Origin of the sequence: Cloacibacterium rupense (assembly GCF_014645495.1) — a bacterium.
GTDB classification, from domain to species: Bacteria; Bacteroidota; Bacteroidia; order Flavobacteriales; family Weeksellaceae; genus Cloacibacterium; species Cloacibacterium rupense.
This window is the reverse complement of the sequence record NZ_BMLV01000005.1, coordinates 32,816-45,603: the sequence shown is the minus strand read 5'-3', so window position 1 is coordinate 45,603 and position 12,788 is coordinate 32,816. Positions and strand designations below refer to the sequence as shown.

At 33.2% G+C, this 12,788-nt stretch carries 14 protein-coding genes and 1 other RNA gene; 9 read left to right on the top strand and 6 right to left on the bottom strand.

Annotated features, from left to right (window positions below; all coding sequences use genetic code 11):
• Positions 1 to 20 precede the first annotated feature (20 nt).
• From IEW40_RS10805 to IEW40_RS10795, 3 genes are all read right to left on the bottom strand, one after another.
• Positions 21 to 698, bottom strand: coding sequence for a DUF8845 family protein (locus tag IEW40_RS10805; protein WP_188618115.1), 678 nt, complete (start codon positions 696 to 698; stop codon positions 21 to 23).
• Positions 691 to 1,185 (bottom strand): RNA polymerase sigma factor, encoded by a 495-nt coding sequence (locus IEW40_RS10800; RefSeq protein ID WP_188618114.1) that lies wholly within the window; start codon positions 1,183 to 1,185, stop codon positions 691 to 693. Before IEW40_RS10800 ends, IEW40_RS10805 begins: the two co-directional genes overlap by 8 nt.
• A 61-nt stretch (positions 1,186 to 1,246) precedes the next feature.
• Positions 1,247 to 1,423, bottom strand: a complete 177-nt coding sequence (locus IEW40_RS10795; protein ID WP_188618113.1) for a hypothetical protein — start codon at positions 1,421 to 1,423, stop codon at positions 1,247 to 1,249.
• Positions 1,424 to 1,551: 128 nt separating this feature from the next.
• On the opposite strand from IEW40_RS10795, the gene rnpB reads away from it, so the two are divergent.
• The 4 genes from rnpB to IEW40_RS10775 all read left to right on the top strand — a co-directional run bounded on the left by rnpB (position 1,552) and on the right by IEW40_RS10775 (position 5,898).
• Positions 1,552 to 1,882: RNase P RNA component class A (gene rnpB / locus IEW40_RS10790), an RNA gene on the top strand.
• Between the two features lie 144 nt (positions 1,883 to 2,026).
• Complete coding sequence (locus tag IEW40_RS10785; RefSeq protein ID WP_188618112.1) at positions 2,027 to 3,514, top strand: glycoside hydrolase family 32 protein; 1,488 nt, start codon at positions 2,027 to 2,029, stop codon at positions 3,512 to 3,514.
• Between the two features lie 3 nt (positions 3,515 to 3,517).
• The gene (locus IEW40_RS10780) at positions 3,518 to 4,837 is read left to right on the top strand and encodes a sugar porter family MFS transporter (protein WP_188618111.1); all 1,320 of its coding nucleotides are present in this window, start codon (positions 3,518 to 3,520) and stop codon (positions 4,835 to 4,837) included.
• A gap of 176 nt (positions 4,838 to 5,013) precedes the next feature.
• Complete coding sequence (locus tag IEW40_RS10775) at positions 5,014 to 5,898, top strand: carbohydrate kinase family protein (RefSeq protein WP_188618110.1); 885 nt, start codon at positions 5,014 to 5,016, stop codon at positions 5,896 to 5,898.
• On the opposite strand, the gene IEW40_RS10770 is transcribed toward IEW40_RS10775, so the two are convergent.
• Positions 5,899 to 6,237: a HopJ type III effector protein gene (locus IEW40_RS10770; protein WP_188618109.1), complete on the bottom strand. Its 339-nt coding sequence runs from the start codon at positions 6,235 to 6,237 to the stop codon at positions 5,899 to 5,901.
• Between the two features lie 10 nt (positions 6,238 to 6,247).
• Complete coding sequence (locus tag IEW40_RS10765; protein ID WP_188618108.1) at positions 6,248 to 7,111, bottom strand: GH25 family lysozyme; 864 nt, start codon at positions 7,109 to 7,111, stop codon at positions 6,248 to 6,250.
• 58 nt (positions 7,112 to 7,169) lie between these two features.
• Here IEW40_RS10765 and IEW40_RS10760 point away from each other — a divergent pair, with 58 nt between their 5' ends.
• The 5 genes from IEW40_RS10760 to deoC all read left to right on the top strand — a co-directional run bounded on the left by IEW40_RS10760 (position 7,170) and on the right by deoC (position 11,440).
• Positions 7,170 to 8,435: an NAD(P)/FAD-dependent oxidoreductase gene (locus tag IEW40_RS10760; RefSeq protein ID WP_188618107.1), complete on the top strand. Its 1,266-nt coding sequence runs from the start codon at positions 7,170 to 7,172 to the stop codon at positions 8,433 to 8,435.
• Entirely contained in the window at positions 8,432 to 9,112 is a 681-nt protein-coding gene (gene trmD, locus IEW40_RS10755) for a tRNA (guanosine(37)-N1)-methyltransferase TrmD (protein WP_188618106.1), read from the top strand. Before IEW40_RS10760 ends, trmD begins: the two co-directional genes overlap by 4 nt.
• Before the next feature lie 44 nt (positions 9,113 to 9,156).
• Positions 9,157 to 10,131: an endonuclease/exonuclease/phosphatase family protein gene (locus IEW40_RS10750; protein WP_188618105.1), complete on the top strand. Its 975-nt coding sequence runs from the start codon at positions 9,157 to 9,159 to the stop codon at positions 10,129 to 10,131.
• A gap of 12 nt (positions 10,132 to 10,143) precedes the next feature.
• Entirely contained in the window at positions 10,144 to 10,614 is a 471-nt protein-coding gene (locus IEW40_RS10745; RefSeq protein ID WP_188618104.1) for an Lrp/AsnC family transcriptional regulator, read from the top strand.
• An 82-nt stretch (positions 10,615 to 10,696) separates the two neighbouring features.
• Entirely contained in the window at positions 10,697 to 11,440 is a 744-nt protein-coding gene (deoC, locus tag IEW40_RS10740) for a deoxyribose-phosphate aldolase (RefSeq protein ID WP_188618103.1), read from the top strand.
• 57 nt (positions 11,441 to 11,497) lie between these two features.
• On the opposite strand, the gene IEW40_RS10735 is transcribed toward deoC, so the two are convergent.
• The gene (locus IEW40_RS10735) at positions 11,498 to 12,748 is read right to left on the bottom strand and encodes a dicarboxylate/amino acid:cation symporter (RefSeq protein ID WP_188618102.1); all 1,251 of its coding nucleotides are present in this window, start codon (positions 12,746 to 12,748) and stop codon (positions 11,498 to 11,500) included.
• Positions 12,749 to 12,788 lie beyond the last annotated feature (40 nt).

The window sequence follows — 12,788 nt, the reverse complement described above, 5'->3', positions numbered from 1 at the left end:
TTCTGAAGGTTTTTTGTTAATTATTGCTCTTGTTCTATTTTTTGTAATTGCTCTAGATTTCTACTCAATCTCCTCATAATAATTCCGTAAACTACTCTGTAGTAAATCAGCACCAGCAAAATCCCGAAACTTAGTCCAATAAATATTCCTAAATATAGACTTATAATGGTCGGGTTTTCTAGATGTATATTTTGATCTTTTAATGATTTGATGGTGAAAAAAGAAATCGCAAAAGAAAAGAAAATTAATAAAATAATATTGGTTAAAATAAAAGCATTTACGGTTTTCTTGAATCTGATAATTTGTAAAATCAAATTCTTCAGGTTACACTCTATCTTTATTTTTCTATAATTCTTGTAAAACAACAAAACAAAACCCGCTGTAATCAATAAACTTAATAGTTTCAAAGAAAAATACAAGTGCCCAAAATCCATCTCTATATCATCAGTAACTCTTAACCCCAGTTTTTTCAGAATATTCAAGAAACTATCATTACTATCCGAAGAAAAAATACTACCAATACCCAGAAAAGCAAAAAATATAAACTCAGCCAAGCTAATCCAAAAAATGTATTTCACATAGTTTCTAGATTTCTTATTCAGCATCGCCTCAATTTCCGAAGTTCCGTACACTTCAGTCACCGTTTGCTCTTGCCACGATTTTTTTAAATCATCTATATTAAAATCTTGATTAGCCATGTTGCAGCATCAGTTCTTTTAAAGTTTTCTTTAATCTATTCATTTTCACTCTTGCGTTTACTTCGGTTATCCCTAGGTTTTCCGCTATTTCCCGATAAGGAATATCATCCAAATACATCATCACAATCGCTCTTTCTACATTAGGCAGCATTTTTATCACCTTGTAGAGCAGAGAAATTTGTTGTTGTTTTTCGCCATCATCTTCCATAAACGCCCGTTGATGAAAATCCATCAATTCATCTGTTTGCGGAGATTTTGTTTTTTTTCTAAAAAGCGTAATTGCTGTGTTAAGCGCCACTCTGTACATCCAAGTCGTAATTTTGGATTGCCCCTTAAATGAGTCGTAACTTCGCCAGAGTTGTAACACAATTTCTTGAAAAAGGTCTTGTTCATCTTCCAGAGAATTGGTATACAATCTAGAGACTTTCAGTATAAGCCCCTGATTATTCTTTACCAACTGAGAAAATTCTTTCTGCTTAGCGTCCAAAACCTATTATTTTAAGTAGCGAATATAAGAATAAAGTGTAATTTTTTAACCAATATAAATGTTAATTTTTCATATTATTTGGGCGCCAATTTCCGCCTTCCGCTCCCAATCTTTTTATAAAATCCAATGCTTTTCCCAATGCATTTTTATAAAAAGGATTTCCGCTCAAGTCGGGGCGCAATACAGAAGCAGAAATAAAATTCAGCAAAAAATGAACACTATATTTATAATTTGACATTGTTTGAAATAATTTGAAGTTGTTCGAAACAGTCATCTATAACTCTAAAACTCTCCCAATCTCCCATTCACCCACTCTTCTAACTTTCAACTCCCATCTTCCAACAATTTCCTTATCTTTGCAATCCACAAGAAAAACGGCTTGTTGATTCCAAAAAATTGGGGTAGGAAAGTCCGGACATCACAGAGCAGCATAAAGGTTAATGGCCTTCCGTCGCGAGACGAGGACAAGTGCAACAGAAAGCAAGTACAGTTCGGCTGTAGTGAAACCAGGTAAACTCTATGCGATGCAATGTTAAGTATATCGAGCGTTTTAGAAGAAATTCTAAAACTAGCAGTTGCTCGCTGCGAAAATCGAGGGGTAAACAGCTCAAGATTTGCAGTAATGTAAATCGTAGATAAATAACAAGCATCCCGCCTCGTCGGGAAACAGAATCCGGCTTATAGTTTTTCTTGTGGTTTTCTTTTTACTTCTATCTATTAAAAGTATTAACACCAATTTTCACTGAAAAAATCTTGATACTTTTCATCTTTATTAGCAATTTATTTTTTATTAAATATAAATTCTAAAAAATTGCTACCTTTAATTCTTTAACTCCATTTTATGAAACTGAAAATCATTTGCCTAATTTTATTTCTTTTCATCGGTAAAATTTTTTCTCAACTATACCAAGAAAAATTTCGTCCTCAATTTCATTTTACCCCTCCAAAAATGTGGATGAACGACCCCAATGGCTTAGTTTTTCTTAACGGAAAGTATCACTTATTTTATCAATATTTTCCTGATGCAAATATTTGGGGACCAATGCATTGGGGACACGCAGAAAGCACAGATTTAATTCATTGGAAACATCTTCCAATCGCACTTTATCCCGATAAATTGGGTTGGATTTTTTCCGGAAGTGCCGTAATCGATAAAGAAAATACTGCAGGTTTTGGTAAAAATGCTATGGTTGCCATTTTCACTTATCACAATGATGAAATTTGGAAAGCAGGAAACAAAAACACAGAAAGTCAAGGAATTGCATACAGTTTAGACGAAGGGAAAACATGGACGAAATTTGAAGGAAATCCGGTGCTAAATAATTCTGGTGAACAAGATTTTCGTGACCCAAAAGTTTTCTGGAATGATTTGATTCATGAATGGACGATGGTTTTGGCGGTTCATGATCATTTGCAAATTTATTCTTCGCCAAATCTCAAAAATTGGAAATTAGAAAGTTCTTTCAAACCTGAAAACGATATTGACGTAGGAACTTGGGAATGCCCAGATTTAATCAAATTAAAAGTCGAAAATTCTAAAGAAGAAAAATGGGTTCTCATACAAAATCACGACAGAAAAGCACCAAATGGTGGTTCTGGAACTCGCTATTTTGTGGGAGATTTTGACGGCAAAGTTTTTAAAAATTCTCAACCATCGATTTGGATGGATTCTGGAATGGACTTTTATGCAGGTGTCACTTTTGGCAACGTTCCGAATGAAAAAAAACTCATGATTTCGTGGATGAGCAATTGGTTTTATGCACAGAAAGTTCCTACAGAAGTTTGGCGAAGCGCGATGACTTTACCACGAGAATTATCACTAAAAAAAGTAGGAAATCAATATATTTTAAAACAAAAAATTGCAGAAAATTTCAATAAAATTTTAACGCCACTTTTCTCTGCGAAAAACGTGAATTTACCTTTTGAAAAGAAAGTAGATTTATCTCAAGTTGAAATAAGATTTGATGTAAAAAATCCTCAAAATAATTTTAAAATTGAATTTTCAAATGCTAAAAATGAAGTTTTTGAAATTGAAATTAAAGGAAATCAATTGACTACGAATCGTTCAAAATCTGGATTAATTGATTTTGATAAAACTTTCGCCGAAAAACCTCAAACCTTGGATTTGAGAAATCAAAAAATTATAAATGTTCAATTGATATTAGACCAATCTTCAGTAGAAATTTTGTTAAATAACGGCGAATTTTCTTTTACTAATCTTTATTTTCCTACGGAAAATTATTCGATTTTTAAACTCAATTCAAATCAAAAAATAAATATTAAAAATCTGAAAATCAATAAAACAAATTCCATTTGGAAAAATAAATAAACTATGAAAAATAAATTATTGTATTGGTCAATTGTCGTTGCTTTAGCTGGATTTTTATTCGGTTTTGACACCGTGGTAATTTCTGGAGCAGACAAACAATTACAACACATCTGGAATTCTTCCGACCTTTTTCACGGATTGGTAGTGATGAGTTCTGCACTTTGGGGAACGGTTGTTGGTGCTATTTTTGGCTCTTATCCTGCCAACAATTTTGGAAGAAAAAAAACGCTAATAATCATTGGAATTTTATTTTTATTTTCCGCAATTGGTAGTGCTTTTGCAGGAAATCCTTATGTTTTTGCGGTTTTCAGATTTTTGGGAGGTTTAGGAATTGGGGTTTCTACCATTGCTGCGCCAACTTATGTTTCGGAAATTGCACCCGCCGAAAAACGCGGTAGATTGGTAGCGATGTACCAATTCAACATTGTTTTCGGAATTTTGATGGCGTTTGTTTCCAACTATTTTTTACAAAATTTAGGAGAAAATTCTTGGCGATGGATGTTGGGAATTCAGATGATTCCCGCAATAATTTACACTATTTTGGTGATGGGAGTTCCAGAAAGTCCTCGTTGGTTGCTCGAATACAAAAACGATAAAACAGAAGCCATAAAAATTCTAAAACAAATCAATCTAGAAAACGATATTGAAGCAGAAATTTTTGCTATACAAAACGAAAAATCGCACGAAACATTGAGCGAAAATATTTTCATGAAAAAATACCGAATTCCATTAATGTTGGCATTTTTCATTGCTTTTTTCAATCAATTTTCAGGAATTAACGCATTTTTGTATTACGCACCAAGAATTTTTGAATTGGCAGGTTTAGCAAAATCAGCTTCGTTTTTAAGCAGCATCGGGATTGGAGTTATTAACCTGGTTTTCACACTTATAGGAATTTCACTCATTGATAAATTTGGCAGAAAAACTTTGATGTATTTCGGTTCTATTGGCTACATTATTTCGCTCGGTTTGGTTACTTTGGCATTTATTTTAAAATGGCAAGGAATGTTGGTTCCCATTTTCTTCTTTCTGTTCATTGCGGCTCATGCCATCGGACAAGGAGCGGTAATTTGGGTATTTATTTCAGAACTTTTTCCGAATAAATTACGAGCTTCTGGGCAATCTTTCGGTTCGTCTGTTCATTGGGTTTTAGCGGCGCTAATTCCTGCATTTGTTCCGTTTTTGTTCAAGGAAATTGGTGCGGCTGCAGTTTTTGGGATTTTCACGTTGATGATGATTTTGCAATTGGTTTGGGTAGCGTTCTTCATGCCAGAAACGAAAGGACAAACTTTGGAAGATTTAGCAGAAAAATTATCAAATTAAAATATTTTGGGCAGCTAGAACTTTGTTCGTAAACTTCGATAAAAACATTCGTTTTCATCTTGTTTATGCCTTCCGCTCCCAATCTTTTTTTTTGCCCAAGCTTTTCCAGCCGCAAAAATAGGATTTCCGATCAAGTCGGGCTACGGATAACGAAATTTTTAAAAATTTAGAAAAAAATGAAAAAAGCAGTTTGTTTTGGTGAAGTTTTGTGGGATGTGTTCCCAGAATATAAAGTTGCAGGAGGCGCACCAATGAATGTAGCTTTCCGTCTAAAATCTATGGGTTGGGAAGCAGAAATGATTTCCAAAATCGGCGAAGATGATTTAGGAAAAGAACTTTTACCAATTATCGAAAAAAATATCGGAACAAAATTCATTCAAATTGATAAGAAAATTCCGACAGGAATTGTAGCAGTAACGCTTGATGAACAAAAAAATGCGAGCTACAAAATCGTTTTTCCCTCAGCTTGGGATTTTATAGAAGTGAATGATGAAGTGATGAATTTGGTAGAAGATGCAGATGTTTTTATTTTCGGTTCGTTGGTTTGTAGAAATGATTTTTCTAAAAATTCTCTTTTAAAATTAATTGAAAAATCAAAATTTTCGGTTTTTGATGTCAATCTTCGTGCCCCTCATTATGATTTGGATTTTATTTTAGATTTGATAAAAAAATCTTCACTCGTAAAAATGAATGATGATGAATTGGTCGTTCTCGCCCATCATTTCCAATTTCCTGAAACTGATTTACAAAAAAATGTACTAGAATTAGCCAAAATTACTGGTGTAAAAACATTCTGCATAACACGTGGAAAAGATGGCGCAGTTTTCTACACCAACGAAAAATTCTACGAACATCTTGGTTTTGAGGTGAAAGTGCAAGATACAGTAGGCTCTGGAGATAGTTTTTTGGCAGCATTATTATCTAAAATTTCAGAAAAAGAAACCCCCGAAAAATCATTAGAATTTGCATGTGCAGTTGGTGCGATGGTTGCTACCAAAAAAGGCGCAAATGAAACAGTAACTCCCAAAGAAATTGAGAATTTGAAAAAAACCAAAAAGTGATTATTCATATTTTGATTTCAAAGCATTTCCTTCAAACAAAACCTTTTCCCAACCGTATTTCATAAAATTCCTTATGTTTTGGTGGTCTGTTCCTTCAGGATTTTTCAGTACGTCTTCTCTGTAAAACTCCCCGAATAAAGCTAAGGTCTTTTCCACAGATAGATCAAGCTTTTTGGCAAAACTAAAGATTTTAGAAGAACCATTATTTTGATTAGCTTCATTGGTGACATTACCGTTAATGAATTTTGTAGGTGTAAAATCATAATTTTCATCAATGTAAGCAATTACTTCTTTGAAATCGATAGTTTCAGGAGATTGGTCTAGTTGTTCTAAAAGCATTTTTTATAATTTAGTCTAAAGTTAATTTTTTTAAACTCCACAGATTTCCGTTGTAAATATTCAGATCTACTTTGGTGTTAATTCCTTTTACGATTCCGTTTTCTGTAAATTGCCACATTTCCCATTCATCATTCGGAGACGGAATCATCACATCATTATAATTGGCCAACCAGAGCGGATATTCATCAAACTCTCCCCTTAGATGATCTTTATAATAATGATAATAAGTGTATATAATTGGCTTTTCGCCGTATTTTTCTTCTACTATTTTAAGCCAAACTTTTAGATCTTCAATAAACTTTTCTCTAGATTTTCTCCTTGGGACTTTTTCAATGTCTAAAACAGGTCTCAGGTCGCCACTTTCTAGTTGTACACTTTCTAGATAATTATTTGCTTGTATCACAGGGTCTTCATCTGCTCTATAGAAATGGTAAGCGCCTCTTATTAATTGATATTCTTTTGATTTTTTCCAGAAATTATCAAAATGTTTGTCTTTCTTTTTGTTTCCCATAGTGGCTCTCATTACCACAAATTCTAACTCTATGGCATCTTTTGCAATGGTAAGACTATCCCAGTTGATATCTTCTTTTTTTTGATAATGAGAAATGTCAAAGCCGAAAGTTTTATCATGGTATTCTGTGATTATTTTTTCTATTCTTGCAGCTTCTACTTCGCTGTTTTTTAAATTTTTATGTGTATTTTTATGGAAGTATTTTGCGTAGTAAAATACAATTTTGTTTTTAAGATAAAATCCTGTAAATAACAATGAAATGCCCAAGATAGCAAGCAATATCCATCTCCGAAGTTGGTAATTTTTTCTTCGGTTTTTGTGCAATTTGCGTTTTTGGGTAGGCTTGTAATTTGTTTTAGACATAAGTTTTGCAAAAGTAAACTTTTTAGAAAAATAATTTCAGTATTTTTGCCAAAGTTGTATGGAAATTCGGGATAAAATAATTGTAATAGGAGGCGGGTTTGCAGGGTTGCAATTTGCTAAAAAACTCAATGGTAAAATTGAGAAAAAAGTGATGATGATAGATAAGGCCAATCATCACATGTTTCAGCCTTTGTTTTATCAAGTGGCTTCCGGAAGGATAGAGCCTTCTAATATTTCTTTTCCTTTTCGTAAGATTTTTCAGCGTTCTAAAAACATTCAGTTTAGAATGACTGAGGTAAAAGAAATTTTACCATTAGAAAATAAAATCATTACCGAAGATGCTACTTTTCATTATGATAAGTTGGTTATTGCAACGGGTTGTAAAACTAATTTTTTTGGAAATCAGAAAATGGAAAGTTTGGCCTTTGGAATGAAAAATACACAAGAAGCAATCTCTATCAGAAATCATGTCTTACTAACCTTCGAAAAGTTAATTATAGAAAGAAAATCTACCGATGATGGCAATTGGAATATCGTAATTGTAGGTTCTGGACCTACAGGCGTAGAACTAGCAGGTGCATTTGCCGAAATGAAAAGAGAAATTCTACCAAGAGATTATCCTAGAATGAATTTTAATGATTTAGAAATCATTTTAGTGAGTTCTACAGACAAACCTCTTGCAGTAATGAGCGCAGAATCTCAAGAAAAATCTGAAAAATATTTGAAGGATTTAGGAGTAAAATTTATTTCAAATGATAGAGTGATAGACTATGATGGAGATAAAGTTTTTTTAAAAAGTGGAAAAAACATCCCAAGCAATAATGTAATTTGGGCAGCAGGTGTTACAGGAAATATTATTGATGGATTAGATGATAGTGCACTTAAAAATAATAGATACATTGTAGATCGTTATAATAAAGTAAAAGGTTTTGATAATATTTATGCTATAGGAGATATAGCCTACATGGAAACCCCTAAATATCCTAATGGACATCCTCAGGTGGCCAATGTGGCTATCAATCAAGGGAAAAATTTAGCTCAAAATTTCTTAAAAAAATCTGAAAAAGATTGGCAAGAATATGAATATATAGACCGTGGTAGTATGGCAACCATAGGAAAACATAGGGCTGTAGTAGATTTACCAAAATTAAAATTCCAAGGATTTTTTGCTTGGTATTTTTGGATGTTTTTACACCTGATGCTTATTTTAAGTGTTAGAAATAAGCTCGCTATTTTCTTTAATTGGATGTGGAGCTACCTTAATAAAGATTCATCTTTAAGATTAATTATTTTACCCAACAAAAAAAATAAAACCGAACAATGAGAATAGATATCATAAGTGCAGTGCCAGATTTGATGGAAAGTCCGTTTAAGACTTCTATTTTAAAAAGGGCAATGGAAAAAGGCTTAGCAGAGGTGCATTTTCATAATGTTCGTGATTTTGCGTTCAATAAACATCGCCAAATAGATGACACCGTTTATGGTGGTGGTGCAGGTATGGTCATGATGTGTGAGCCACTAGATTTATGCATTTCTAAACTAAAATCTGAAAGAGATTATGATGATATTATCTATCTAACTCCAGATGGGGAAACTTTTAACCAAAAAATAGCCAATACTTATTCTTTAAAAGAAAATCTTATTTTATTGTGCGGTCATTATAAAGGAATTGATCAAAGAATCAGAGATTTACACGTAACTAGAGAAATATCTATTGGTGATTTCGTTTTAACAGGAGGCGAACTAGCAGCATGTGTTTTGGCAGATGCCATCATTAGACTTTTGCCAGGCGTGTTAAATGATGAGCAAAGTGCATTGACAGATAGTTTTCAAGATGATTTATTATCTCCGCCGATATATACTAAACCTGAAAATTATAAAGGAATGAAAGTTCCGGAAGTGCTTCTAAGTGGGAATTTTGGTAAGATAGAAGAATGGCGTCATGAAAAAGCTTTAGAAATCACAAAATTAAAAAGACCTGATTTACTGAAAGATTATTAAGAAAAATAAATTATTTTTACTAAATTTGCAAAATCTAATTTTTGATGCAAGAAAAGGCAAAAAATTCAGCCAAAGAGCTGATTGTTTTTTATAATGTTGAAAATTTATTTTCACCAGACCCTAAACCTACTCATAAATTAGACCCTACTTCATCTGGCTTAAGAAATTGGGACGAGAGAAAATACCAAAACAAACTGCACAAAATTGCGAATGTTTTCAGACTCATCGAAGAAAGAGAAGGTATCTTACCCATGCTCATAGGCCTAGCAGAAGTTAATAGCCAAGAAAATTTAAACGACCTAGTAGAGTTAGAACCCTTCAATCATCAGTATGGAATTGTTCACTATGATTCACTAGACGAAAGAGGTGTAGATACTGCACTTCTATATGATAAGAGAAAAATAAGCATTTTAGATGCTGAAGCCATCTCTTTTGTATTCGAAAAACACCATGAAAATCCTGACAATCTAGACACTACGAGAGATGTCTTGCATTGCAGATTAAACTATTTCAGTAAAGAGATTATTAATGTCTTTGTAGCACATTTGCCCTCTAAAAGAGAAAGGGACATTAATAAACCTAAAAGAGCTTTTATACTAAATTCTATTAATGAGAAAATAGTAAAAATAGTTCAAGAAAGTAGAGAATCAGTTATTGTTTGCGGTGATTTTAATGAAAATCCTGTTGAAGAAAATATAATAAAACTGCTTTATGACGAGAATATGAATAAAATTTTGAGAAACGAGTTCGAAACGCTCTTTCAAAATAAAAACTATTCTACTTTTCACTATAAAGACGGTTTGTTATTCGACCAGATTATGCTATCTGAGGATTTCTTCAAGCCAGAATCAGCAATTAAATTTCAGCAAGCAGTAGTTTTTAATTCTGAAAAGATCAGTAATTGGGATAAAAAATTCCATGGCAGACCTTTTCGTACATACGCAGGTACGAGGTATTTAGGAGGTTATAGTGACCACTATCCCGTATATGTCGTTTTAAAAACAGATATAAATAACTAATATAAGTAAAAAATGAAAAGCGTAACTGAAATAGGCTACAAATTGGATGCAGTAGATAAAAAAATCATCTACATGCTAATGGACAACGCCAAAACTTCTTTGGCACAAATCTCTAAAAACATCGGGATTTCTACTACCGCAGTACACCAAAGAATTAAAAAATTGGAAACAGCAGGTGTAATAGAAAATTCTGTTTCTTTCCTTAATCCTAGAAAAATAGGATACAAAGTAGTGTCATATATCGGTGTATATATGGATCAGCCTAGCCATTTTCAAGATTTAATAAAATCTTTGAATGAAATCAATGAAATCGTAGAGGCTCACTACACCACAGGAAATTGGACGGTTTTCCTTAAAGTTCTTTGCATTGACAATGACCATTTGATGCAAATCCTTAATAAAATTCAAAAACTAAAAGGCGTTACAAGAACAGAAACTTTCATATCTTTGGAGCAAAGTATTAATAGACAATTAAAAGTGTAATGTAATCTGCGCTTTAGATAATTTTTCTTAAACAAAGGGCGTACTGATAAGCATTATATCTGAAAATTAAAATGATAAACAGATGAAAATTAACTCTTATTTAGATTCTACGTACCTAAAAACCCCAGCTCAATCTGGCCTTTCTGAGGAAGAAACGCTTAAAATTGTTATTGATCTCGCACAAGAAGCGATTGATAACGATATTTTTGCAGTCATGATTAGACCTGATTATGTGAAGCCGGTGAGAACTTTTCTTACCGAAAAAAATGCCAATGTGGTTATAGGAACGGTAATTGGTTTCCATGAAGGTACTTATTCTATCGAGTATAAATTGGCTGAAGCAAAAAAAGCAATAGAAGATGGAGTAGATGAACTGGATTTCGTCATCAATTATGAAGCCTACAAAAGTGGTGAGCTAGAATTGGTGAAAAAAGAATTTGTACAATGTACTCAACTTTGCTTAGAACATGGTAAAATTGCTAAATGGATTATTGAGATTGCGGCTCTTACAGATAACCAAATTGCAGATATTACCAATAAAATTGCTACTTGGGCTGAAGAAAGTTTTAAAGATGAAGATTTAGAAAAAATATTTGTAAAATCATCTACAGGTTTCTACCAAACCGAAGGCGGAAAACCAAATGGTGCTACTGTAGAAGGGATACAGATAATGCTAGCCAATGCAGGTAAGTTGCCAGTGAAAGCTGCTGGTGGTGTAAGAACGCCTGAAGAAGCAGAAAACATGATTAATATGGGCGTGAAAAGAATAGGAACTTCTTCTGCTAAAGCACTCATTAAGAATGAAAATATTTCTGGAGGTTATTAATCTTTCTGAAAAAATTCAATAAAAAAACTCCGAATCATTTTCGGAGTTTTTTGCTTTTTATAATTCGCCACCGTGGTGGTCTAGTTGTCCTTCCCATTTAGAAACTGCAGAAGTGGCAAGTGCATTTCCTAGTACATTGGTCATGCTTCTTCCCATATCACAGAAATGGTCAATCGGCAAAATTAGAGCAATCCCTTCTGGTGGAATACCAAACATAGAACAAGTAGCTACTATAATCACCAAACTAGCTCTAGGAACACCAGCAATACCTTTACTAGTGAGCATTAACACCAATAGCATCGTAATTTGCTGACCCACACTCATCTCAATTCCATAAATCTGTGCAATAAAGATAGACGCAAAAGTCATATACATCATACTGCCGTCTAGATTGAATGAATAGCCTAGTGGTAAAATAAAAGAAACAATTCTATTGTTGCAGCCAAAACGTTCTAGTTCTTCTACCAATTTCGGGAAAACAGCTTCTGAACTGGTGGTTGAAAATGCTATTAACAAAGGTGCTTTTATTCTTCTTAATAATTCAAACAATCTATTTCCTAGAATTAAATATCCTACAATGCACAATAGCAACCATAATATTCCTAAAGCAAAGAAGAAATCTCTAAGGTAAACTGCATAGACTTTGAAAATTTCAAAACCATTGGTAGCTACTACTGCAGCGATAGCTCCCAAAACACCGAAAGGTGCTACCCACATAATGTAACCCACCATTTTTAAAATAGCATGAGCGGTAATATCTAATGCTTTGATAATCGGTTTAGAATAATCATCACTAAACTGTGAAAGTGCTACCCCAAACATAATAGAAAATAACACAATTTGTAATACTTCATTGGTAGCAAATGCCTCAAAAATACTTTTAGGAACAATATGTTTCACAAAATCTTCTAGTGAAAATCCTTTACTATTATTGATGATTTCAGAAGCTGATTGAGCATCTTGAATGGGTAGTTGGGTAACACGACCAGGTTCTAACCAATTCACTAAAACCAAACCTAATAATAACGAAATTAAAGAAGCAGAAATAAACCAAAGCATCGCTTTTCCGCCCACTCTACCAATCATGGCAGTGTCTCCCATTTTAGCAATTCCTACCACCAATGTAGTGAAGACCAATGGCGCAATAATCATCTGTACTAATCTAATGAAGATGGTGCCTAGAAGTTTGATATTACTAGAAAAAGAAGTTATGCTATCAGGAAATTGGGTGTGTACTACCCCTCCAATAATAACCCCTAAAATTAGGGCAATAATAATCGCAAAAAAAAGTTTATTTTGTCCTTTCATATTATTTTTTCAATGTTTTACAAATATAAACTATTCCTTT

What these genes read in the sequence shown, in the direction of transcription:
- IEW40_RS10775 (WP_188618110.1), top strand. Translation starts at nt 5,014, where the DNA reads ATGAAAAAAGCAGTTTGTTTTGGTGAAGTTTTGTGGGATGTGTTCCCA.
- IEW40_RS10795 (WP_188618113.1), bottom strand. Translation starts at nt 1,423, where the DNA reads ATGTCAAATTATAAATATAGTGTTCATTTTTTGCTGAATTTTATTTCT.
- IEW40_RS10735 (WP_188618102.1), bottom strand. Translation starts at nt 12,748, where the DNA reads ATGAAAGGACAAAATAAACTTTTTTTTGCGATTATTATTGCCCTAATT.
- IEW40_RS10780 (WP_188618111.1), top strand. Translation starts at nt 3,518, where the DNA reads ATGAAAAATAAATTATTGTATTGGTCAATTGTCGTTGCTTTAGCTGGA.
- IEW40_RS10750 (WP_188618105.1), top strand. Translation starts at nt 9,157, where the DNA reads ATGCAAGAAAAGGCAAAAAATTCAGCCAAAGAGCTGATTGTTTTTTAT.
- IEW40_RS10765 (WP_188618108.1), bottom strand. Translation starts at nt 7,111, where the DNA reads ATGTCTAAAACAAATTACAAGCCTACCCAAAAACGCAAATTGCACAAA.
- IEW40_RS10760 (WP_188618107.1), top strand. Translation starts at nt 7,170, where the DNA reads ATGGAAATTCGGGATAAAATAATTGTAATAGGAGGCGGGTTTGCAGGG.
- trmD (WP_188618106.1), top strand. Translation starts at nt 8,432, where the DNA reads ATGAGAATAGATATCATAAGTGCAGTGCCAGATTTGATGGAAAGTCCG.
- IEW40_RS10785 (WP_188618112.1), top strand. Translation starts at nt 2,027, where the DNA reads ATGAAACTGAAAATCATTTGCCTAATTTTATTTCTTTTCATCGGTAAA.
- deoC (WP_188618103.1), top strand. Translation starts at nt 10,697, where the DNA reads ATGAAAATTAACTCTTATTTAGATTCTACGTACCTAAAAACCCCAGCT.
- IEW40_RS10770 (WP_188618109.1), bottom strand. Translation starts at nt 6,237, where the DNA reads ATGCTTTTAGAACAACTAGACCAATCTCCTGAAACTATCGATTTCAAA.
- IEW40_RS10745 (WP_188618104.1), top strand. Translation starts at nt 10,144, where the DNA reads ATGAAAAGCGTAACTGAAATAGGCTACAAATTGGATGCAGTAGATAAA.
- IEW40_RS10805 (WP_188618115.1), bottom strand. Translation starts at nt 698, where the DNA reads ATGGCTAATCAAGATTTTAATATAGATGATTTAAAAAAATCGTGGCAA.